The organism is Paenibacillus monticola (assembly GCF_009664975.1).
Taxonomy (GTDB): Bacteria; Bacillota; Bacilli; order Paenibacillales; family Paenibacillaceae; genus Paenibacillus_AQ; species Paenibacillus_AQ monticola.
This window is the reverse complement of record NZ_WJXB01000008.1, coordinates 38,148-60,407: the sequence shown is the minus strand read 5'-3', so window position 1 is coordinate 60,407 and position 22,260 is coordinate 38,148. Positions and strand designations below refer to the sequence as shown.

The following is a 22,260-nucleotide window of genomic DNA, read 5'->3' as shown; positions in this document are numbered from 1 at the left end:
TTTGGTGTCGCTCAATTCACGGTGTCATGAACAGCTGATTCACCGTTTATTCTCATAATTAACGGTTGTTCCACATGGCTGGCCAATACATTATCTGCGAATCCAGCAGGTTGAACCTCGCCACCGAGCGCGCTTTTGACCGCCAGGTAAGGGAAATTGATGCCAGACAGACAGGATATATGCAAACCTCCGGACATGCGAGGGTTGATCTCAAGCAGTTTGGGAGTTGTACCACTATATTTCATTTGAATATTGAAATTAAAAGGGATTTTATAGGTTTCCGCTACTCGGGCAGCAATCAGCTCGAGCTCCGGAATATGCTCCATCAATCGCAGACGCCCACCTGCCTTGCGGCGTGGCACAGCAGCTAACAGTTTACCATTCTCATCTGCCAGACAATCTATACTATATTCATAACCCTCCAGCAGCTCCATAACCATCAGATCAGGAAAAAAAGCCTCACCGGAAAGAATACGATAAGCCTCATCAAAAGAAATCAACGGCGTCACATGCCCGAATAATTCCTGCAGAGGAATGCGGTCATTGTCAATAATCCGAAAGCCTAAGCCACCCTCAGTTTCAGTGGGCTTAAAGCAGACACGATGGCCTTTAGCTACAAGATCCTGATAGGCAACTTTAAATTGCTCTGCCGTACGAACTACATGATAATCAGGAATGATCATAATTCCTTTGTCCGTAACATTTTCATAGAACCTGCCCTTATCCATAATGCTCTTTAACAGATCAAGATCTCTACAGACCAGAACCTTCGTACCAATGGCATCAAACATAGGCGCATGTAAAGCGATATCCAGCATATGCAGACGTGGAATAAAAATATCGATCTCATTACGGCGGCAAAAATCAACACAGAATTGGACATATTCGATTCCTTTTAGGGCCGGTTCAGTTCCAGCAACGTCAGCGCCTTGCAGCGACATATGCTGGGGATCGGGGTGGGTAGCGAATATTTGGAACGGGATGCCGTCCTCGTTATTCCGGATGAGATTCATGTAATGAAAAGCCACGGAAAACCAGCGATTGAAATATATATTTACCTTTTTCATTGTGGCCCAACTCCCAATGCTGTTAAATTATTATAAATATTGCTTACATACTGCACAATCTCATCTCCGGCAAATACACCCGACCGCTTCGTAAAAAGATACTTTGATTCTACAAGGCCACTCTGCTGTTCCGCAAATATTTCGCCATGACACGGTGCAATACAATAGTCAGCACTATCCAACAGTCCCTTATCCAGCAAGGAATCTCCTGAAGCCACCATTGGCTCCGAATGAACCGTGCGCCGCACATGAATAATAGCATCACTTTTGTTTACAGCCACGGGCACAACGTACAGCTTACGACCTTGTAAGGAGACTTTCCAGCCAAGGCTATACAACCGGTCTGCCAGATGAGTAATCTCATCCATAGGCAGCAGATCACGATGCACAACAAAGGTGTAGAATAACTCATCGCAATACCGTTCGCTAATCATCCACTCTTCACGCACGACAGACCGGACAAGCACTTCAACCTCCTCTGCCGTAGCAGAGCCGCGCTCTACCAGCCTGCCTACAGAGGCTCTCCAGTCCTTATCAATCACCCCGCGGTGCAGAATATTCCCACCGTTACTCGTAATAGCATAATCCGGGATTATTGTTTCCTGAAACAAGTTAATCCGCTTGTATTGCTGAATTGTACGCGTAGTAACTGGCATGAAGATGATACTTGAGGTAAGCTCCTTCAACTGGTCCAGCGTTTGCTTGGAAATGTAAGAAACAGTTCTTCCCTCGATAATCTCGGCTGGAACCAGACCAGGCGAATCCTCCGGAACACCGATTGCACTGAGGGAGTAGATTAACGTACGGTCCAGATCACTGGCGTAGATCATTCACTCTCTCCCTTCAGCGGTTTAATAATTCCGCAGCAGGAATACGTTAGTCCCGGAAACACCTCAACGGGTACGCCCCGATCCTCAGCGAGCAGTAGAATATGCCGTAGATTCGGATTATCCATAGTATCGACAAGAATTTTCCAAGGTACTCTGCGCAGCAGCACCCGAGTCGTTTCTCCTACTCCAGGTTTAACCAGATTAATATCAGCTATACCGAAGGTTTCCTGAATACTCTTAATGTCACGAAGCCCTGCCCAGGTAATCTCTGGTGGAGACTTCAGCATCTCATCGGCAATCTTCAAAGCCTCTTCTGTGACCGAAGGGAAATAAGGACAGATAGCTTCAATAAAAACATTGGATAAATCCGTATCCAGCCAATCCTTATAAAACTTCGCCCCATGGAATTCTTCGGGTCCGATTAGATCATCCCGCAGTACTGTGCGGCTCATCAAACCCGATACCGTAGAGTTCAGGCAGGCACTTGGAATCAGGTAATCCTCTCTTGTCCCAAAGGTTCCAGAGCAATTCCCGGGATCGGCCAACACAGCCAAATCATCATTCAGGCGAATGCCATATTTCTTATCGAGGCTGTTGCAAGCTTCGATTAATACCTGACGGATGGCTCCTTTTCCTGTCCAGCCATCGATAAACTGCAGGTCAGCATCCAGTCCATGCTGTTGCAGCATGTAGAGAATTGCATTCTCATCGATACCTTTGCCTCGGATGATAGAGATGCTATAATGCGGCAAATCTCTTCCGTATCGCTCCGCTATATAACGCTTAATCAGTACACCTATCGGCGTTCCCGCTCTGGCCAAAGAAACGAGTACACAGTTAGGTTTCCTCTGAGCGACAATCATTTCGGAAACGACGGCTACAGCCAATGCGACTTTCTCCGCTGATTGCTGTAACGTCTCATGGAACAGTTCAATATATTGCTCTGTTGGCTGATATTCAACAGGAAGCATCTCGGAATAATGTGTACCGGATTGAATCGCTTCCTCCCGTTCTGCCGTACCTCGCTCCAGTGTAACCGCGCTAAGATCCTTTAACAGAAATGTAACATCTGACGAGGGATAGCTACCCAAGGGAACTGGTGAGGCTATTCTTCTGTTCAAAATCTCTTCTATGCCTGTTCCCTTCATCTCGCTGCATCCTCCACTTCTGGTTCTTTCGGGCTTAACACAATAAGATGTACTTTATGCCCTGCCAGCTTCTTCAGGATATCCGTCATCGGCTCTATTCGCTGCCGTGGAACATCACGCTCAATTAGCACGAATATATCATCATATTGACCAGGATCAACATTATAAATAAAGTTGGTAATTTCCGGGTCTCCTGCAGATGGATAAGCTGCAGCGCTGTGCACACCGTAATCGGATCTACGCTCAGGATGGATTGGACTGCGTGTAGAAGACTGATAAACGATGCCTTCACCCATTTCGGCGGCGACCCGCATCGGCAGATACATAAACTCACCCACACCCATGACCAGCGCCTGTGGCCCTTCACGCAACTCACGCAACTGAGCAGCAATCCTGGTTACACCTTGATCAATCTCCTTATGATCACCTGACTCCAATCCAAAGCGCCCGCTGTATTTCACGTAAGGAGCTTTGTTGATGTCCCCATATGAATCTCTAGAGCTCACTGCCAGCCGCTCTAAGCCATCCTGCACATAAGTAGTCACAACTGGAACATTAGCAGAAGGTGCCGCATCCTGGTTATCTCCAGCCCTTAGAAGAGGTGTGCCCGTCACTTCTATACTGCCCTGGAGCAAGCATAATGAAGTGATGCGGATTCCCAGCTCCTGCTCTAAATCATTATAAGTCTGAACGTTCTTCCCAGTCCTCCAATCAAGAATAGAAGCAACTACATATTCCTGCCTTGGGAACTTGGAGTGGATATCACGGATCGTATTGATTGCTGTATTCCCGGTAGTAATCTCATCATCAACCAATATGATCGGCTCGGTGCCTGATAATAACCCGGGGTTTAGGGCATAACATAAATGATCTACCGCATGAGAGTGCTCTTCTTCAAAACTCACAACCGATTCCAGATCAGGAATGTCTTCACGAGTAGTATGAATATATGATGCACCAGCGGCAAACATGTTGAACATACTGTGACCTAGTGCAGTTGCTGTCTCAGCAAAGCCGATAAAGACAACCGGATGAGGTAGAATCAACTGTGCGGATAATAAATCATGGTACGCTTGCTCAGCCTGATCCGAATGAATCAGCCCGTGTACTGCTTTGTTCAGCAGTTCCTCCATCTGTCCAGTATCTACTGTGTCTTTGTTCATTTCCTGATACAACAGCAGCCCCAAAGCAGCTCCACTTAATAGTGGGGTAAACGGATTTACTGGGATATGCTTGCCGAGCACCTTGCTGACGAACAAAAAGGAGCGCTTCTTATTAATACGTGCCGCCATGGAGAATAACGAATCAAACGGCATATTAAAGGGGTTAAACGTTTCGGTTACAGTAACTTGCAGGTTCTCGACAATGTTATACGTGTGTGTATTCGTTCTCGGGCAATAACCCGACAAAATGCTGTTGTTCATGTAACACCCCGTATATTTGAGATCGTAGTAAAATACGTCTTGCCCAGTTCAAGTGCGGCTTAATTTCATTCATCTTATTATAGTATTGGCTCTTGAACACTCCGCGGCTGCCATCATTGCTCTCTACGATACTTAGGGCGTCAATATACTCCTCGTGCATGACTGTATACATGGCCTGAACAGGTCTGAGGTGAGAAGGGTGTATAATCGTTTTGCCTATAATTCCATTTTCCTTATCCAAAATGACTTCACGAATAAGTCCGTCTATTGCACTGGAAATATAGCTGTTGCGCATCACACGCCCTTCACTCTTACCATAGGTATCCTCGAACGGGGTCTGACGCAACTGCGGACGGAGCACCCGGTGTCCTTTATTCGTGAAATACTCCCAAACCGGTCCAGAGATGACATATCCCTCTTCTACCCGACCAAATATATTAATAATATCCGACATGCAGTCCCGGATAGGGGTCAGATCATAGATACTGATATCAGGACTCCGACGCAATCCGAACAGACTGGAGAAATCCGTAGCGCCAATTCTGACGTTCAGCACATAATCGCGGTAGTCTCCTAGTAAATCACGGATCGCCAACAAGCTCTCCATCCGACTCTCCCGATAAATTATAGAAGCACTTTCCAGAATAGGCATCCCGTAGAGCACTGGAGCCGAATAGCTGCGCGAGCTATTGTAATCGGCAATTGCTTCAAAATACTCCACACCATTCTCTGCTGTAAACTTAGGAAAAACGAAACCGGTCAAGATCGAAATTAAAGAGCCCAGCCGGAAAATCAGCTGCTGTAATTGATATGGATTGCGTACACGAATAAAAAGGAGTGGAAGGCTGTTATCCCCATCCGTATTGTTCTCTGCATATGCGGCCAGAAAGGCAAGATGTCGGACGATAGACTGTTCGGCGTGGTCAACCTCGCCATCTCCAATAGCATCCTCAAGATCAATAATTACGGTTACCAGACCGGAGCTCTTAAGCTTCAGAATATCTTCAGCAACACTGACACGGGTAGCAGGCATATAAAGGGCTGCTCCAACAGCATTGGCCAGCAGCTCCTTGCGAGTGTTATTATCAAACGTTATAGGCAGAGAGTGAAATAAAGATGTTTCTTGCTCTTGTGTCAGGTAATCGAAGTATCTCAAGGCCCTTCCCCCTTATAGTTTTGCGACGCAAAACAAGCGCAGACTCTCTTCATAGAGAGTTGTAGAACCGACTATGCCGTCCTCTCGGGGACGGCATCCGGCTCTCTCAATTACAAGCAAAGGCCTACGCTATAAAATATACGATTAACTTAAGAGGAATCTCCTCTGTAAAGTTCCCCTAAATATTATGCTTTCTTATCGGCCGCTCTTTTCTTCTTTCTGGAGCTGTAGAGAATTGTTCCTACGAAGACAGCAATCAGAATGGCGAAAAATGCAACTTGCGGCAATTCGTATCCAAAAGCACCCGCAAGCATCTTACCGGCAATAATGGCAATAAGTAGGAATGCAGCCTGCTCCAGTTCAGGGAATCGTTCAATGAGTCGCAGGAACAACTGTGCTACTCCTCGCATCATTAGAACACCCAGAATTCCACCCATGAAGAGCACCCAGACCTGATTACTCAATCCAAACGCAGCAATTACACTGTCAATACTGAAAGCAATATCCATTAGTTCAACAAGCAGTACGGTTTTCCAAAAGGAGGTGCCTCTGTTCTTAATTTCTTCTTCGCTGCCGCCTTTAAATAATCCTTTATAAGCGATATAAAAGAGATACAACGCACCCAGAACCTTCACCAAAGTGAATCCAATCAGATAAGTTCCTAATCCAATGGCAATAAATCTGAATATATATGCCCCTAGAATCCCGTAAAAGAGTGCTTTTTTCTGCTGATCCTTAGGCAGATGCTTGACCATAACCGCAAGTACAAGGGCGTTATCCGCAGAGAGCAGACCCTCCAGCAAGATCAGACTTCCGATGATACCCCAGCTGACTGGGTCAGAAAGCGTATTGACAACATCGCTCCATGAGAAAAAATGCCCGTAATTCTCGCTAATACTACTAAAAAAATTAGTCAACCAGTCCATTACAATTCGCGCCTCCGGTAATATAAGTTTATTTACTGCCTGCTACCCAGCGCAGCCCCCACCCGTATGCCTGATCCATCTCCCGATGGCCGCTGAAATATTGTACAAGCCTTTCAATACTGAACGTTTCATTACTCACATTCTGGAATAGGGCAATCGCACACATCCCTTTGTGATTGTTATGCTCGTCCATATGCACAATAATATCCGGCCCTCCACTCTGTTTAATAGTAACCATACCATCAGCTTCCGACCAGTTAGTAACACCTTTATAAATAAAAGCAAAGATCAGAATCCGTTCAATTTCTGCAACCATAGTACCGTTAATACGCAGATTTTCACCCGTTGTTACGGTTCCTGTACGATCATCGCCATCGAGAAAGACGTAAGGAGGCTGACTCAACGAACCAAATGAGTTACCCAGCGCTTGAACTACTCCCTTACTTCCGTTCTTTAGCTCATATAAACAGGCGAGGTCCAAATCCACCCCATTCTTGCGGCCGAATAGGCCTCCACCTTGCTTCTGATTCCAGTTCAGGTTGATCAAGACTTCACCGAGACCACCCGCTGATTTCTTCAGGTTGATGGAATCGCCTTTCTTCTTCAGCTCGATCTTATTCAGATTGAGATTAACTACCGGAGCTGGAGGAATCTCTTCTTGCCTCACGGGCAAAGGAGTAGCTAAGATTCGTGGTGGAATCTGTGGCTTAGGCTCTGGAATAGGCTCCGGCAATTTGGGTATAACCTCAGGATGCGGAGCAGGAGGGACTGGCTCATCGGCAACCTCAATTCCAAAGTTGCTACATAGCTCCTTCAGTCCGCCAGCAAAACCTGCTGCAATGGAGTTGAACTTCCACTCCGTATTGTATCTATATAATTCTCCTACCACAACGGCCGTTTCCACAGAGAAATGATTTCCAAGGTCACATCGGAGGATTTCCACCCCCGTCACCTGATTCAGAATACGAAAATAGGCCTCTTGGACTTGCCCAAAACTTTGGCCCCTCTTCTCCCCATCATAGATTGTCGTCGTAAAGGCGATTTTTATAATGTCAGTTGGAATCTTATCCAGTTCAACTTCGAATTGCTTGAGCCCGATCGTAGCAGGCACATCCTTATATCTGATATAAGGCGTGGATGGATTATTATAGAAGATTAAATCATCATCGTTTCTTACTTTGCCTTGCGAGCCAAGCAGAAAAGCAGAGGTATCTATCTCTAACGTCGCTGGCGATTTCCAGCCGATCTCTACGGTTAGTTGGTTAATTCCCGGGTTTCCTTTGGTTAGGTCAACCTTTTGTCCTTTGACAACTTCAATGCTCATTCTTACGCCACCTTTATGAATGGAGTAATTAAAGGAGCCCTACAAAGTTTGAGACTTCATCCAAACTCCTTGCGGGACTCCAAAATTTTTAGAAAAAGGGCAGAGTCGGTAAAGACCCCGCCCACAGGATGCTATTGCGCGTCCAATCCGTAGTTCTTGGTTAAAGCGCCCAGCCCACCAGCAAAACCACTGCCAATCGCCTGGAACTTCCAATCCGCACCATTGCGATAGAATTCACAGAATACAACGGCCGTTTCCGTAGAGAAATCTTCGCCCAGATCAAAACGCATGACCTCACGGTCGGATGAAGCATCCACGACCCGTACAAAGGCATTGGAGACTTGTCCAAAGTTCTGCGCACGTGCGGCATAATCATAGATCGTTACCGTTATGCCAATGCGTTGAATATGAGCCGGAACTTTGCCGAAATCAACAACGATCTGCTCGTCATCTCCGTCACCTTCACCTGTACGGTTATCTCCCGTATGGGTTACGGAACCGACACCGCCGGTCGGATTGTTGTAGAATACAAAATCATCGGGGCCTTTAGCTTTGCCGTCCTCATGCAACAGAAACGCTGAAGCATCCAGATCAAAATCCTGACCACCGCTATATTTGTTCGTATCCCAGCCCAGTCCTACTACTACCTTCGTCAGACCCGGATTGGTCTTGGTAAGATCAATCCGCTGTCCTTTGGAAAGACTGATCGTCACTGGCGAAACCTTCTTTCATGAGATATTCACATGTTCGTAAAGATACAGAATTAATTCAGTCCGTACTCGCGAGTCAAGCCGCTCAAGCCGTCCTTATAGCCACTGCCAATAGCATTGAATTTCCACTCTGCTCCGTTACGATAAAGTTCACCGACAACAACGCCAGTTTCAATTGAGAAATCCTCACCAAGGTCAAAACGAATCAATTCTTCAGTGCTCTCATCATTTACGATTCGAACATAAGAACGGGATACTTGACCGAAGTTCTGACTTCTAGCCTCAGCTTCATAAATTGTAATAGTAAAGACAACCTTATCAACATCGGCCGGAATGTTCTTCAGATCGATTTCAACCTGCTCATCATCCCCATCGCCTTCACCAGTTCGGTTATCACCCTTATGGACAACGGAAGCGTTCTCGTTCTGCTTGTTATTGAAGAAAATAAAGTTAGTTTCTTTATCTACTTTACCGCTGGCATTGGTCAAGAATAGAGAAACGTCCAAGTCGAAATCTTTACCACCATCATATTTATTGGTATCCCAGCCCAAGCCTACCGTGATTTTGGAAAGACCCGGATTCGTTTTCGTTAAATCGATCTTTTGACCTTTAGATAAATTAATTGCCATGTGTACAGACCTCTCTTCTTCAATTTGAATTAGATATAACGTTCTGCCAATTGACTGATATGTGCTGCGTGACTGCCTTCACCAATAGCGGCGAACTTCCATTCCCCACCATTGCGATAAAGCTCCCCGCAAATTAGTGCCGTAAAGCCTGTGTAATTGTCCGACAGATTGAACTTGATCAATTCATTGTTACCGGCCGCATTCATTACTCGAATATAGGCCGATTTGATCATTCCGAAATCCTGTTTGCGGTTAACGGCATCATAAATGTTAACGACTACCACAATCTTGTGTACATCTGCAGGAACAGCGCTCAAATTGACCGTAATTTGCTCGTCATCTCCATCGCCTTCACCCGTTAGGTTGTCCCCTGAGTGAATAACTGAATTGCAAGGACTTTGTTTGTTTGAGAAGAATATCAAATTACCTTTTTTCGTTAACTTGCCATCCTCGCTCAGCAATAGCGCCGATGCGTCGCAATCAATATTAGCCTGCTTCTTGGCGCCGAAGAAACCCCGCGCTGGTTCGGCAGGGTCCCACCCCAAACCTACGATCACATTGGAAAGTCCTGCATTACCTTTTGTGAGATCAATCTTCTGACCTTTTACCAGATTAATTCCAGCCAAATTCACATACCTCCATCTCCAAAAAGAATCACAACCTGTAAGTCTAACTCTTGGATGTTATACCAGTGATACGATAGAGAAGCAATTATGTTTCAACCGATTTCCGGATAAATGCATACCTTCTATTATAGACTGAATTCGCCCGGGCTTAATCCTAATACACTGCAAATATTTCGTACTACCGCTTTCTCATGCTCGTCAAAGTCACCATCAGCTGCTCCAATAGCAGAACAAACACCCACGATAACACGTCCTACTTCCGGTTTGCCACTAAATTTAGAGATACTCTTCAGCGCCTCTTGCTTACCGATTTCTGGCGAGAAATCAAAATTACTCACGTAGAAGTTGAATTGATTAATGACTTCTTTCATGTCAAATACCTTCAATTCATTGCTTATGTTCATATATCCAGCCATTTTGTTCTTCTCAGCTTCCGTAATTTTACCGTCGGCAGCAGCAACCAGCGCGCAGCCCGCAACCACCGCATTCATGAAATCCTTATTTTTGAATTTCTTTACTTGATCCGTCAATCCACTTTTCGTTGTGTTCAACCAATTTTTAAATGTGCTCATCGTATTCTCCCTCTATCACTGTGATTTATGATAATAAAAGATATCCCAGAGCCTCCTCTCCGCATATCCGACAAATGTTAACATATGGGTTCCATTCATGCTTACTACTCTAATATACCCGATTAAATCACAATATTCTACTTTCCCAGAATTCTACAGTACTTTAGAAAGAAAAGCTTGGGTACGTTCCTGCGTCGGATTCCCAAACAATTGCTCCGGACTGCCTTCCTCCACTATAATTCCCTGTTCCATAAAAAGAACCCGGTCCCCAACCTCACGTGCAAAGCCCATCTCATGTGTAACCACAATCATCGTCATGCCTTCACGGGCCAGGTCCTTCATCACCGCTAGCACCTCACCGACCATTTCCGGGTCCAGTGCAGAAGTCGGCTCATCAAACAGCATAATCTTAGGCTCCATAGCGAGCGCCCGGGCAATCGCTACGCGCTGCGCCTGACCGCCGGATAAGGACGCTGGATACATCTCCGCCTTCTCACTCAAGCCTACTTTTTGCAGCAGTTGCAGCGCTTTTTCCCGTGCTTTTTCCGGAGACCATTTACGGACCTGAATCGGCGCCAGCATGATATTCTCGATAACCTTCTTATGCGGGAACAGGTTGAATTGCTGAAACACCATTCCAAGCTCTGTGCGGATATCGTTAATTTTTGTGCTCTTATTCATCAAGGAAATGCCCTCGATAATGATTTCTCCACTCTGCGGTTGTTCCAGCAAATTCAGACAACGCAGAAAGGTAGATTTCCCCGAACCGGAGGGTCCGATGACCACCACAACCTCTTGGCTATAAATATCAACGTTAATATCGGTCAGCACCGTATTCGCTCCGAACGATTTATGTAAATTTTTTACTGAGATAATAGGTTCCATAGGATGTTTACACCCTCCGTTCGAGATAATTCAGCAGCTTGCTGAGGGAATAGGTAAGAATGAAGTAGATTAATGCAGCCGTCAAATACGGCTCCCAGATCCGCAAATATTGCCCTTTCATGGTGTTGCTCCAATACATAATTTCCGGTGCGGCTACAATAGCCATGAGTGAGGAATCCTTCACCAATACGATAAATTCGTTCCCAAAAGCTGGAACCATCCGTTTGATGGCCTGTGGAAGAATGATAAACCGCATCGCCTGCCTGCTACTCATACCCAGTGAAATAGCCGCTTCCTTCTGCCCCCGATCAATAGACTGAATTCCCGCCCGAAAAATCTCAGCAGAATAGGCAGCAGAATTTAGTGATAGAGCCACTACTCCAGAAATAAGAGCATTGGTCTTGCCGTAAATAGGAGGTACCACGCCGAAATGGACTATCAGAATCTGCACATAAAGCGGTGTCCCGCGGAAGAAGTTAATATATAAATGAAAGGGCCAGCGAAAATACCAACGTGGCGCCATTTTTCCGAAGCCAATGCCTAGTCCGAGAATGGAACCAATTATTATAGAAACGATAGAGAAGCCGATCGTCAGCATTGTTCCTTTAAAAAGGACTGGCAAATAATGAATAATAATGTCGAATTTGAAATCCATAGTACTCTTCCCTTCTCTTCTGCTATTAAAAAAAAGAAGCATGCGCAATAGCTATCATTACGCATGCTTGGTTATTTCTTGGCTTACTGCGCTTTTAGAAGGTTATCCATGTTAGGCTCTTCGCCGAACCATGTTTTGTAGATTTCTGCGTATTTCCCATTCTCCAGCACCTTCTTGATCGCCGGGTCAAGTTTAGCCTTCCATTCACTGCCTTTAGGATACAGAATGCCATAATACTCTGATCCGAAGTTCTCAGTATCCAGAATACCTACCAGTTTCTGATCGGGATTATTCTTCATATATTCGCGTACGATTGCGATATCCGCTACAACGGCATCGGCGCCGCCGCCGTTCAATTCCATTAGTGCTACAGCATTGCTGTCAAAACGTTTCAGATTCGTGTTATCCACACCCATAATGCCACTCATCAGATCATCAGCCGTAGTAGCTCCCTGAATAGCCACGACCTTGTCCTTCAGGTCAAGTGCACTCTTTATGTCGCTGCCTTCTTTAACCATGATCATATTCGTGGATTCAAAATAAGGAATGGAATAGTCATAAGTTTCCTTGCGTTCATCCGTAATCGAGACTGAGGATAATCCGGCTTGATACTCCGTACCTTGCTTCACACTTGTAAGCATTGTATCCCAGCCCGTATTCTTCACTTCATAATCGATACCAGCTTCCTTCATTACTGCAGCGATAAAATCGATATCGAAGCCTTTGATGGTGTCAGTATCCATATATTCCATTGGTGCATAACTAGCATCGCTAGCGAACATAATCTTCTCTGCCCCATTACTTCCACTTGCAGAATTGTCATTATTCGAGCTACAACCCACCATTGCCACTACTAAAAATGCTACTAAAGCTGACATCGCCCATTTTTTTCTACTCTTCATGCTCCAATCCCCCTACTTATTTGTAAATAACTTAAGGAGATTTTAACAGATTAAAGTGATGATGACAATTAACTTTTCCTCAATGTGTCATGTTATATAACATAATATCAATGTATTGTAACATTTATTGTGCAGTCCAGCCTCCATCTACCAAAAGAGTGGTCCCCGTGACCATGTTGCCCGCAGATGAGGCGAGATAAATAACAGCTCCGGCTACATCCTGTATTTCGGCTACCCGATTCGCAGGAATCCGGTTAACCACGTTGCTATAATATTCCGGGTCGTCCAAGCGCTCGGCAGTACCCGGTGTATAAGTATCGGATACGATCGTTCGGTTATATAAATAAACCATTTCGCAAAAAAACGGGTACAGACAAGAGATCGTTAGCATCCTTGGCAGTACCCGTTGTTATTCTGACTAATATTAAACTAAAAGGTTAAGTCCCCATCATAGGAAGAAATCAATCTGTACAGCTCTGGCCGCCGGTCGCGGAAAATTCCCCACTCCAGCCGTCCAACCTCCAAGGCATCGAGATCAAATTCACTCACCAGCACTGTCTGTTCATCACGTCCAGCCTCGACAATCTTATTGCCCTGAGGACCTGCAATGAATGAAGATCCATAGAAATTAATACTGGAGTCTTCATCGATCTCCTCGCCGATCCGATTGGAAGCAACGACTGGTATCAGGTTCGCGGCCGCATGGCCGAGCATACAGGTCTGCCAGTGATCCTTGGAATCAATGGAACCATCCTGCGGCTCTGAACCGATAGCTGTAGGATAGAAGAGGATTTCTGCGCCCATCAGACTCATGACTCTGGCCGCCTCTGGATACCACTGATCCCAGCAGACGCCGACACCAATCTTCGCATAACGGGTATTCCACACCTTAAATCCGGTATCGCCCGGATTGAAATAGAACTTCTCTTCATAACCTGGGCCATCAGGAATATGGCTCTTGCGGTATTTGCCGAGCACCGTTCCGTCAGCATCGATTACAGCCAGCGAGTTATAACGGGCATAATTCTTCTTCTCATAAAAGCTGATGGGCAGCACTACCTGCAGCTCTTTGGCTATGGCTTTGAAATGGTTGACCGCTTTGTTCTGCTCAAGCTCCGTTGCATAGGCGTAATAATCCGCTTTCTCCTTCTGGCAGAAATAAGGGGTCTCGAACAGCTCCTGCAGCAAAATAATCTGCGCCCCCTGGGCCGCTGCTTCTCTGACCAATATTTCGGCCTTGCTGATATTCTCATCTATGTTGCTGGAACAGCTCATTTGTGTCGCAGCTACTTTTACTTTTCTCACGGGTACTGTCCTCCTTGTAAATAGATGTCTGCTCTATAACTTGCCTGCTCGATTATCCCGATTAAATAGAGACTGGCATTTGCTGTGTGGTGCAGTGTACGTTGCCGCCTTCGGTAATGACCGCCATTCCGTTCACCGTACGAATTCTACGGTCTGGGAAGAGATCAGCAAGCACTTGCTCGGCGAGTCTGTCAGTCTTTGCTGCTGTTCCGCCGAACACCGGCAAAATGATACCGCCATTCACAAAGTAAAAATTCAAATAGCTGAGCGTCAGCCGGCCATCCTCTCCATCCACGCGGGGCGGCTGCTGAATCTTAATAATCTCCAGCTTCCGGCCTTGGGCATCGGTGGCATTCTCCAGAATACGCAAATTCTCCGCTGTAATCTCATAGTTCTCGTCCTGTGGATCCTCACAGACCTGAATAATGACTTTACCTGGTGCAGCGAAGCAAGCAATATTGTCGACATGGCCATCGGTTTCATCCCCGCTTAACCCGCGTTTCAGCCAGATGATAGATTCTGTACCCGTATATTTCATTACATAATCTTCAATATCTTCCCGTCCCAGCTCCGGGTTGCGGTTCATATTCAGTAGGCATTCTTCTGTTGTTAACAACGTACCCTCTCCATCCGTATGGATAGAGCCACCTTCCATTACAAGCGGCGCATCAAAACGGGTAATCTGCAGCTGCTCCAGAATCTGTGGAGCTACCTTATCGTCCAGATCCCAAGGCGCATATTTACCACCCCAGGCATTAAACTTCCAGTTCACTCCTGCCACTACACCTTCTTTGTTCACTACAAAAGTAGGTCCGTTATCACGCAGCCAAGCATCACTGTGCTCAATAGGGAGCAGCATTACATTCGTTCCACCGACCAGTGACTCTACGTTCTCCAATTCGTCAGGATTCACAAGCACCGTTACCGGTTCGAACTCAGCCATAGCGGCGATGATGTCAGCATACCCTTGGCATACGGAGACGTGGTTGTCCGGAAAACACATGGAGGATTGCACGGGCCAGGAAATAAAAGTCCGCTGATGTTTGGCCCACTCTGCGGGCATTGTATAGTTCAAATCTTTAGGATACATTCGTTAGCTACCTTTACTGTTATATTTGAAGCCAGCTTGCCTTAAAGCTCCTTACCCATCATACAATAATATGTTGCAGGGCTCAATTCCTTATGGGATCCTGATTAAAGTGTAATATTTCTAATCGTGTTGCCTTCAAAATCCTTAACAGTGAACTCCCCATTCTGCAGGACTGCATAAGAATTCGGGTTGTTCTCTTTAGGGAGTGAGATTGAACCCGGGTTGAGGACATATATCCCTTCTTTAACCTCTGCCACCGGAACATGGGTATGCCCTTGGATGAAGATATCCTTCTCCGAAAGCTGCGGCAAATGCTCCATACTAAAGCCATGCCCGTGCGTTGCATAAATTCGTCTGCCTTCATGCAGAATCAAGACATAATCGCCCATCATCGGGAATTGCAGCAGCATCTGATCCACCTCAGCATCACAATTGCCGCGCACAGCGACGATGGTCCGGTGATTCGCGTTATAATCGTTCAGTCTGCTGGCCACACCCTGCGGGTCATAACCATCCGGCAGCGGATTCCGTGGTCCATGATATAAAAAGTCTCCTAATATAACGAGGCAGTCCGGCTGCTCCTCGGCAACTTTCTCCAACGCCCGGTCCAACCAGTATAACGATCCGTGAATATCGGAAATAAACATCAGCTTCATCGTACATTCTCCCCTTTTCAAATTTACTGCTAGTCTTAATCTACTGCTATCTTAGCTTCCAATGGTCCTATAACGCAAAGCGGACGCCCCTATGGGGCGCCCTGCTCTTCTGAATACTACTTCAATACTTATGGCAAATTCGATGAACCCATGAGGAAGCGATCCACTTCACGAGCGGCCTGACGGCCTTCGTTAATGGCCCACACAACAAGACTTTGTCCGCGGCGCATGTCGCCTGCTGCAAATACAGCTTCTACATTCGTAGCCTGTGCTCCGAATTCCGCCTTGGCGTTAGAGCGTTCATCACGTTCTACTCCAAGCTGTCCCAGCACGGTCTCTTCGGGACCCGTAAAACCCAAAGCCAGCAGTACCAGTTGTGCCTTCAGGATTTCCTCACTGCCCGGAACCTCAACCGGAACGATTCGCCCCTGTTCATTGCGGGTCCATTCTATACGTACAGTATGCAGCTCCTGCACCTGTCCACCATCATTGCCGACAAAACGTTTCGTCGAAACGAGATAACGGCGCGGGTCCTCCTTATATAAGGAAGCCGCCTCTTCCTGACCATAATCAACCTTCAGCACCTTCGGCCATTCAGGCCAAGGATTGCCAGGCTGACGTGTTAATGGAGACTGTGGCATAATCTCCAGCTGGGTCACGCTGCGACAGCCGTGCCGGATCGAGGTTGCTACACAGTCCGTACCCGTATCACCGCCGCCGATGACCACTACATCCTTGCCTGCCGCCGACAGATATTCCCCATCCGCTAGATTGGAATCCAGCAGGCTCTTAGTATTCAGCGTCAGGAATTCCATCGCCTGATGAATGCCCGCCAGCTCACGTCCTTCTATAGGAAGGTCGCGTGCCTGAGTAGATCCGCCGCATAGAACCACTGCATCATGCTCATCCTTGAGTTGTGTTGCGGTAATATCCACTCCGATTTCTGTGCGGGTTACGAAGGTAACGCCTTCAGCCGCAAGCAGATCCACCCGGCGCTGCACCGTTTTCTTATCAAGCTTCATATTCGGTATCCCGTAGGTCAGCAGTCCGCCAATACGGTCCGCCCGCTCATACACGGTTACGCTATGTCCAGCCTTGTTGAGCTGGGCCGCACAGGCAAGACCTGCCGGACCCGAGCCTACTACAGCAATTTTTTTGCCTGTACGGGTCAACGGAGGCTCCGGAATAATCCAGCCCTCTGCAAATCCTCTATCTACAATAGCCTTCTCAATGGATTTAATCGTTACAGGATTACCGTTAAGCCCTACAGTACAAGCGCCTTCACATGGAGCTGGACACACACGTCCTGTAAATTCCGGAAAGTTATTGGTCTTGTGTAGACGTTTCAGTGCAACCTCCCAGTTACCACGATATACCATATCATTCCATTCTGGAATCAGGTTATGCACGGGACAGCCAGAGGCCATACCCGACAGCAGACGCCCTACATGACAAAACGGTGTGCCACAGTCCATGCAGCGAGCGCCTTGCTCCTGTAGCTTCTCTTCATCCATCTTCACTGAAAATTCATTCCAATTCTTAATTCGCTCCAGAGGCTCACACTCTGAAGGCGTTTGCCGTTGATATTCCAAAAATCCTGTTGCTTTACCCATATCTGTCATCCTCCGAGTCTATCTGATTGGCCGCCGAAAAAGTAAGACGGCATTCTTGCCTTAATTCGGCTCCAAAAGACAAATACTCTCTGTTGCCGACTATCATTCTGTCACTGTAAAGCAGCGAAGTGGGAAGCTGCGACAAAGCAACAATTGCCTGCAGTACAACCCCTCCAGCAAGGGTTAATAAGGGGAATAAATGCTTTTATATTAACATCGAATTCCCTGTCCGAACATGAGTAATGTCACCTTTTACAACAAAACACTGGGGTTATACGTGAATATAGATGTGACAACAAGCGCTGTTCTCTTTTAAGTAGAGTATACAATATTCAGACAATGTTGAGGGAGGGTAATATTTATATAATTAGAAAATAATTCATAATTTAAACTTGTATATATTATTAACCGCTGTTATATTTTGTATATTATCGAAAGCTAATATTTTCTTTATTTTGATTCAAAGCGAGAAAGGTGGTTATGACTTGGAACCTACACCTACGATTCTGGCTGAACTGGACAATTACTTAAAAAGAGAAGCTTTGACGATCACACAGTTTGCTGAGCGCTCCGGCCTTCATACGGGAACACTCAGCAATGTGATGCACGGAATCCGTCCCATCGCGATGCAGCAGCTTGACCAGATCACAATGGCGATGGGGCTGGCGGAGGGTTATTTCTATGACTTGTACATAGATAATTACATCATTGACCGTTCTCCGGACTGGAGGCGAGTTGGGCCATTATTGCATCGATGTGCGGAACTCAACAAGCTGGACGCAGTCCAACGTGTCCTTCTGCATATTATGGACAAGCTGATGTATTTACCCTTGCTGTTTGACACAGCGGAAGAGTTATTTGCACAGGGCCGCTCAGCTGCGGCAATCCTGCTCTACGAGAGTGTTGCTGAAGGAGAGAAATCCCAGCATTCCGAACGCTTGGCGCTTTGCCGATATCGATTGTTCACACTGGGTTTGAGTGATGACCAAGACACTAACTTACTGGCTGCAACTCATTTCGAACCCTTCTTAGAGCGGTTGGATGAAGCCTATCAATTGGATGCACTTAATGAATTAATTAATGTGAATGCATCACTTCAACGCTGGAGTAAGGTTGAACAGTTGGCCGAGAAAATGGAGCATAAAGCTACCATACAATACGAACAAGGTAGTAAGCGAGAGAGGGCACCGGGAGAACTGAAAAAGCCACTTATTTTCTACATTCTGTATGCTTATTTAGCACGGGCCAATGCTTGGCGTGAATGCGGAGATTATATGAAGGGATTATATTATGTGTCTTTATATGCCGATGCCAGTTGGGTGAAGAAACCTAGCGAAGAAGAAGAACGGGTTATTAAACAGTTTAGCGAATGGGCCGAAGCCAATCGGTATATGTATCATTTAATGGCCGGACAGGTTGAGGTATTGGTCGATTATGTGAATTATATAGCTGCCAGAGAAAACGAGATTTTTCCAGGGTTATGCAAAATCATCCTGGCAGCCAACAAATATCACATCAATATTGATTCCATTCTTGAACGTTTTGAAAGTTATCTGAGCTTCAAAGAAGAGCAGAGCCAAATTGGAAAAATCAGCCAACAAGTCACAGCAGAACGCTACACACGTGTACTGGCCGAATTGGCAGTCTATTATTTAAACGCAAAGAAATTTAATAGAGGACTTTGTCTAGTATTGGAAAGTTTGGAATCATCTATTAGAATTAACTGTGATAGTGCTATACTCAGATGTATAGGGTTATTTGAACAGTTTCGTCCATTTGCATCTGATCAAGCACTAGAGAGATATAAAATTCTAATCAGAGAGGTGCAAACATTAAATGAAAAGAAAATTGGTTTTTCTACTCGCTACATGTAGTATCGTAGGGGCTATCGCTGCTCCATTTGTGCCAGGCGTTTCATACAGTATCAAAGAACCTGCTGCAATAATAAGCCCCATGGATCATGGGATAGGAAGCTAAAGAACAACCTGATGGCACTCGATTAAATGAGAGGCGTTCCTGGAGTGATCCAGGAGCGCCTCTTTCATTCCCGCAGATTATCTAAAATCCTATTTTTTGTCACCTTATTCTAATATATTACATATAGGAGGTTGTACCACGCAGAGTAATATTAGATGTGACTTTGCTTAGATTTAAAATTCTAATCAGAGAGGTGCAAACATTAAATGAAAAGAAAATTGGTTTTTCTACTCGCTACATGTAGTATCGTAGGGGCTGTCGCTGCCCCAATTATTCCAGGCGTATCATATAGCACCAAAGAACCGGTTGTAATAATAAGCCCCATGAATCATGGTTTTGGAAGCTAAGAATAACCTGATGGCAATTAAAGGAGAGGCGTTCCTGGAGTGATCCAGGAACGCCTTTTTTGCGAATTGCAAATCAGTCAGAAGCTGCGCTTATAGCGTTGCTCTTTTTTTTCGCCGCAGATCATCTCAAATCCTATTTTTTGTCACTTTATTCTAAAATATGACACATAGGAGGTTGTGCCATGCAGAATACTCAAGGTGTGATTTTGCTTTCCGTAGAGAGAGCCCGGCAGAAGCTGTACCGAACTCAGAAAAGGTACGGTGTGCTTAGCCACCCCAAGGTCATTGAGCAATCGAAAATACTGGATGAACTATTAAATCAATACTATTGTAAAAAAGCAGTTTGCCAATAGTGTTATAGATTAGAACCTGGATTAGAACCTGGATGAGACTATGGCTGCACAGCCAAAACGATCATCCCAATGCCGGAGGCCGCAACTTTCCCACCATCCAGCTTCTGCACGAGCTCTTTGCCGAACAATATCTTCCATTCACCCAACTGTGGCAAATCAAGTGTAGTCAGGTCAAGGTTAGCGTTATAAAGAACATATATGGATTGCGCGGGGTCGCCTCCGGCATGGTTCCGAAGTGTATACGCTACCGCACCAGCAGGTGCCTTCTCAAATATTAGATGCTTGCGGATATCTTCGGCATTGCGCAGGCGGAAAGCCGAATGGGCTTTGCGCAGCGAAATCAGCTGTTTCATATAGTCGACATCGTTCTTGTGAACGGCGCATCGTTCCCAATCCATACAGTTGAGCTCAGCTGAAGATTTGAAGCTGTTCTCTACACCTTTTTTGGTACGCATAAATTCTTGACCGGCATGGAGAAAAGGAATTCCCTGACTCGTCAATACCATTGCCGAAGCAAGTCTATGCATGGCGCGCCGCCGTTTCTCTGTCTGTCCTTGGCTGGATAATACAATTTTATCCCAGAGAGTATGATTGTCATGACACTCCACATAGTTCACACATTGTTGTGGCTCGTCAGCAAATTGGCCGATTTCTTGACTGTGAACAATACCTCCGGCGATTCCCGTCTTCACTGCCTGCTCCAGACCAGATTTCCCGCCGATAAAGCCGGGCTGATCATACAGAAACAGATTTCCTTTAATCGCATCCCGAAAGCCATCATTAAAATGTCCGATTCCTGGCAGCACATCCGCATTAGTCTGATTCGCAAGCTGTTCCATCGGCAACTCTGTCTCCATAATCCAACCTTCTCCGATCGTTATAAGCGACGGATTGACTTCGTCCAGACGGCGCCGGATTTCTTTCATTGTGTCAATATCCATAAGTCCCATCAGATCAAAGCGAAAACCATCGATATGATACTCCCTCGCCCAATATAGGACGGATTCCACGATAAAACGGGACATCATCACATGCTCGGTAGCGGTGTCGTTACCGCAACTACTGCCGTTTGAGAGACTCCCATCCCGCTTATAGCGCAAATAATAACCAGGTACGAGCTTCGTAAAATTGATAAGGTAGCCATCATAAACATGGTTATAGACGACATCCATAATGACGCGCAAACCCCGATCATGCAAGGCCTGGACCATTGTTTTGAGCTCCTGAATCCGTAGGCCCGGAACATAAGGATCCGTAGCATAAGAGCCCTCGGGAACATTATAATTCTTCGGGTCATATCCCCAGTTGTAGTGAGGCTCATCCAGCTTGGTCTCATCAACACTTTCTGTTGCATAATCGAAAATAGGCAGCAATTGTACATGGGTAACTCCGAGAGCAGCGATATGATCCAGACCTGTGAGAATTCCTTCAGGCCCACGGGTACCCTCTTCAGCCAAACCGAGATATTGCCCCTTATGGATAATGCCACTTGCCGGATGAATGGACAAATCACGCAGATGAAGCTCATAAATAATGGCATCTACCACGTTATCGAGAGGTGGTTTATCTTCAGTCCACCGCTGCGGGTCCGTCTTGCGCAAATCTATAATTACGCCGCGATCCCCATTCACTCCGACGGCACGTACATAAGGATCGACCGCTTCGTTCCATTTATCACCGATACGCACCCGATATGTATAATATTTGCCTTCCAAATCACCGTCAACCGTCAGTCTCCAAGCCCCGCGAACGTCACGGATCATAGGAACTATATGTGCTTTTTCTGCCTCCCAAGAGGCATACATTGCGACCTCTGCTTCCTGTGCAGTCGGTGCCCATAAACAGAATATGGATTGCGCTTTCGAATAGGTCACCCCAAGATCTTCTCCGTCATAGCTGAACAGGTTGTCAAAATCCTGATCGAATACCGAAATACCGCCAGTAGCAGCCGGATCTCCAAAATAAATTTTGTCTTTCATTTCCTTTTGTACAGACAAAGAAACCTCTCTCCTTTACCCTTTATTAACTGAAATTATAATAGGATTCCATCTTCAGTGCAAACGTT

At 45.9% G+C, this 22,260-nt stretch carries 22 protein-coding genes; 2 read left to right on the top strand and 20 right to left on the bottom strand.

Features of this window, described 5'->3' with window-relative positions:
* Window positions 1-11: 11 nt before the first annotated feature.
* The 19 genes from GJB61_RS20150 to GJB61_RS20060 all read right to left on the bottom strand — a co-directional run bounded on the left by GJB61_RS20150 (window position 12) and on the right by GJB61_RS20060 (window position 17,518).
* A complete protein-coding gene (locus GJB61_RS20150; protein ID WP_154120829.1) occupies window positions 12-1,067 on the bottom strand; it encodes an ATP-grasp domain-containing protein in 1,056 nt (351 codons plus the stop codon).
* On the bottom strand, window positions 1,064-1,897 hold the full coding sequence (locus tag GJB61_RS20145) for an HAD family hydrolase (protein WP_154120828.1): 834 nt from the start codon (window positions 1,895-1,897) through the stop codon (window positions 1,064-1,066). Before GJB61_RS20145 ends, GJB61_RS20150 begins: the two co-directional genes overlap by 4 nt.
* Window positions 1,894-3,045: a cysteine protease StiP family protein gene (locus GJB61_RS20140; protein WP_154120827.1), complete on the bottom strand. Its 1,152-nt coding sequence runs from the start codon at window positions 3,043-3,045 to the stop codon at window positions 1,894-1,896. The genes GJB61_RS20145 and GJB61_RS20140 overlap by 4 nt, the downstream gene beginning before the upstream one ends.
* Window positions 3,042-4,337, bottom strand: a complete 1,296-nt coding sequence (locus GJB61_RS20135) for a phosphoribosyltransferase family protein (protein ID WP_154120944.1) — start codon at window positions 4,335-4,337, stop codon at window positions 3,042-3,044. The genes GJB61_RS20140 and GJB61_RS20135 overlap by 4 nt, the downstream gene beginning before the upstream one ends.
* A gap of 76 nt (window positions 4,338-4,413) precedes the next feature.
* Window positions 4,414-5,625, bottom strand: a complete 1,212-nt coding sequence (locus tag GJB61_RS20130; protein WP_154120826.1) for an HpcH/HpaI aldolase/citrate lyase family protein — start codon at window positions 5,623-5,625, stop codon at window positions 4,414-4,416.
* Between the two features lie 185 nt (window positions 5,626-5,810).
* Window positions 5,811-6,551: a TerC family protein gene (locus GJB61_RS20125; RefSeq protein WP_154120825.1), complete on the bottom strand. Its 741-nt coding sequence runs from the start codon at window positions 6,549-6,551 to the stop codon at window positions 5,811-5,813.
* Between the two features lie 28 nt (window positions 6,552-6,579).
* Window positions 6,580-7,875, bottom strand: coding sequence for a TerD family protein (locus tag GJB61_RS20120; RefSeq protein ID WP_154120824.1), 1,296 nt, complete (start codon window positions 7,873-7,875; stop codon window positions 6,580-6,582).
* Between the two features lie 131 nt (window positions 7,876-8,006).
* On the bottom strand, window positions 8,007-8,588 hold the full coding sequence (locus GJB61_RS20115) for a TerD family protein (protein WP_338115980.1): 582 nt from the start codon (window positions 8,586-8,588) through the stop codon (window positions 8,007-8,009).
* 50 nt (window positions 8,589-8,638) lie between these two features.
* Window positions 8,639-9,214, bottom strand: coding sequence for a TerD family protein (locus tag GJB61_RS20110; RefSeq protein ID WP_154120823.1), 576 nt, complete (start codon window positions 9,212-9,214; stop codon window positions 8,639-8,641).
* Window positions 9,215-9,243: 29 nt separating this feature from the next.
* Window positions 9,244-9,840 carry a TerD family protein gene (locus tag GJB61_RS20105; RefSeq protein WP_154120822.1) on the bottom strand — a complete coding sequence of 199 codons (597 nt, stop codon included), beginning with the start codon at window positions 9,838-9,840 and terminating at the stop codon, window positions 9,244-9,246.
* 125 nt (window positions 9,841-9,965) lie between these two features.
* A complete protein-coding gene (locus GJB61_RS20100) occupies window positions 9,966-10,412 on the bottom strand; it encodes a tellurite resistance TerB family protein (RefSeq protein WP_154120821.1) in 447 nt (148 codons plus the stop codon).
* A gap of 153 nt (window positions 10,413-10,565) precedes the next feature.
* Window positions 10,566-11,288, bottom strand: coding sequence for an amino acid ABC transporter ATP-binding protein (locus tag GJB61_RS20095; protein WP_338115995.1), 723 nt, complete (start codon window positions 11,286-11,288; stop codon window positions 10,566-10,568).
* Window positions 11,289-11,304: 16 nt separating this feature from the next.
* Window positions 11,305-11,952, bottom strand: coding sequence for an amino acid ABC transporter permease (locus GJB61_RS20090; RefSeq protein ID WP_154120819.1), 648 nt, complete (start codon window positions 11,950-11,952; stop codon window positions 11,305-11,307).
* An 83-nt stretch (window positions 11,953-12,035) separates the two neighbouring features.
* Window positions 12,036-12,854: a transporter substrate-binding domain-containing protein gene (locus tag GJB61_RS20085; RefSeq protein ID WP_154120818.1), complete on the bottom strand. Its 819-nt coding sequence runs from the start codon at window positions 12,852-12,854 to the stop codon at window positions 12,036-12,038.
* 124 nt (window positions 12,855-12,978) lie between these two features.
* The gene (locus GJB61_RS20080) at window positions 12,979-13,206 is read right to left on the bottom strand and encodes an SDR family oxidoreductase (RefSeq protein WP_229522098.1); all 228 of its coding nucleotides are present in this window, start codon (window positions 13,204-13,206) and stop codon (window positions 12,979-12,981) included.
* A gap of 77 nt (window positions 13,207-13,283) precedes the next feature.
* On the bottom strand, window positions 13,284-14,159 hold the full coding sequence (gene aguB / locus GJB61_RS20075) for an N-carbamoylputrescine amidase (RefSeq protein ID WP_338115979.1): 876 nt from the start codon (window positions 14,157-14,159) through the stop codon (window positions 13,284-13,286).
* Window positions 14,160-14,220: 61 nt separating this feature from the next.
* The gene (locus tag GJB61_RS20070) at window positions 14,221-15,249 is read right to left on the bottom strand and encodes an agmatine deiminase family protein (protein ID WP_154120816.1); all 1,029 of its coding nucleotides are present in this window, start codon (window positions 15,247-15,249) and stop codon (window positions 14,221-14,223) included.
* Window positions 15,250-15,353: 104 nt separating this feature from the next.
* A complete protein-coding gene (gene yfcE, locus GJB61_RS20065; RefSeq protein ID WP_154120815.1) occupies window positions 15,354-15,905 on the bottom strand; it encodes a phosphodiesterase in 552 nt (183 codons plus the stop codon).
* A 128-nt stretch (window positions 15,906-16,033) separates the two neighbouring features.
* Window positions 16,034-17,518 (bottom strand): glutamate synthase subunit beta, encoded by a 1,485-nt coding sequence (locus GJB61_RS20060; protein WP_154120814.1) that lies wholly within the window; start codon window positions 17,516-17,518, stop codon window positions 16,034-16,036.
* A 485-nt stretch (window positions 17,519-18,003) separates the two neighbouring features.
* On the opposite strand from GJB61_RS20060, the gene GJB61_RS20055 reads away from it, so the two are divergent.
* Together GJB61_RS20055 and GJB61_RS20050 are read left to right on the top strand one after the other, a co-directional pair.
* Window positions 18,004-19,392, top strand: a complete 1,389-nt coding sequence (locus GJB61_RS20055; RefSeq protein ID WP_154120813.1) for a transcriptional regulator — start codon at window positions 18,004-18,006, stop codon at window positions 19,390-19,392.
* 632 nt (window positions 19,393-20,024) lie between these two features.
* Window positions 20,025-20,195, top strand: coding sequence for an aspartyl-phosphate phosphatase Spo0E family protein (locus tag GJB61_RS20050; RefSeq protein ID WP_154120812.1), 171 nt, complete (start codon window positions 20,025-20,027; stop codon window positions 20,193-20,195).
* Window positions 20,196-20,233: 38 nt separating this feature from the next.
* Here GJB61_RS20050 and pulA read toward each other — a convergent pair whose 3' ends face one another.
* Window positions 20,234-22,192, bottom strand: coding sequence for a type I pullulanase (gene pulA / locus GJB61_RS20045; protein ID WP_154120811.1), 1,959 nt, complete (start codon window positions 22,190-22,192; stop codon window positions 20,234-20,236).
* Window positions 22,193-22,260: the final 68 nt, after the last annotated feature.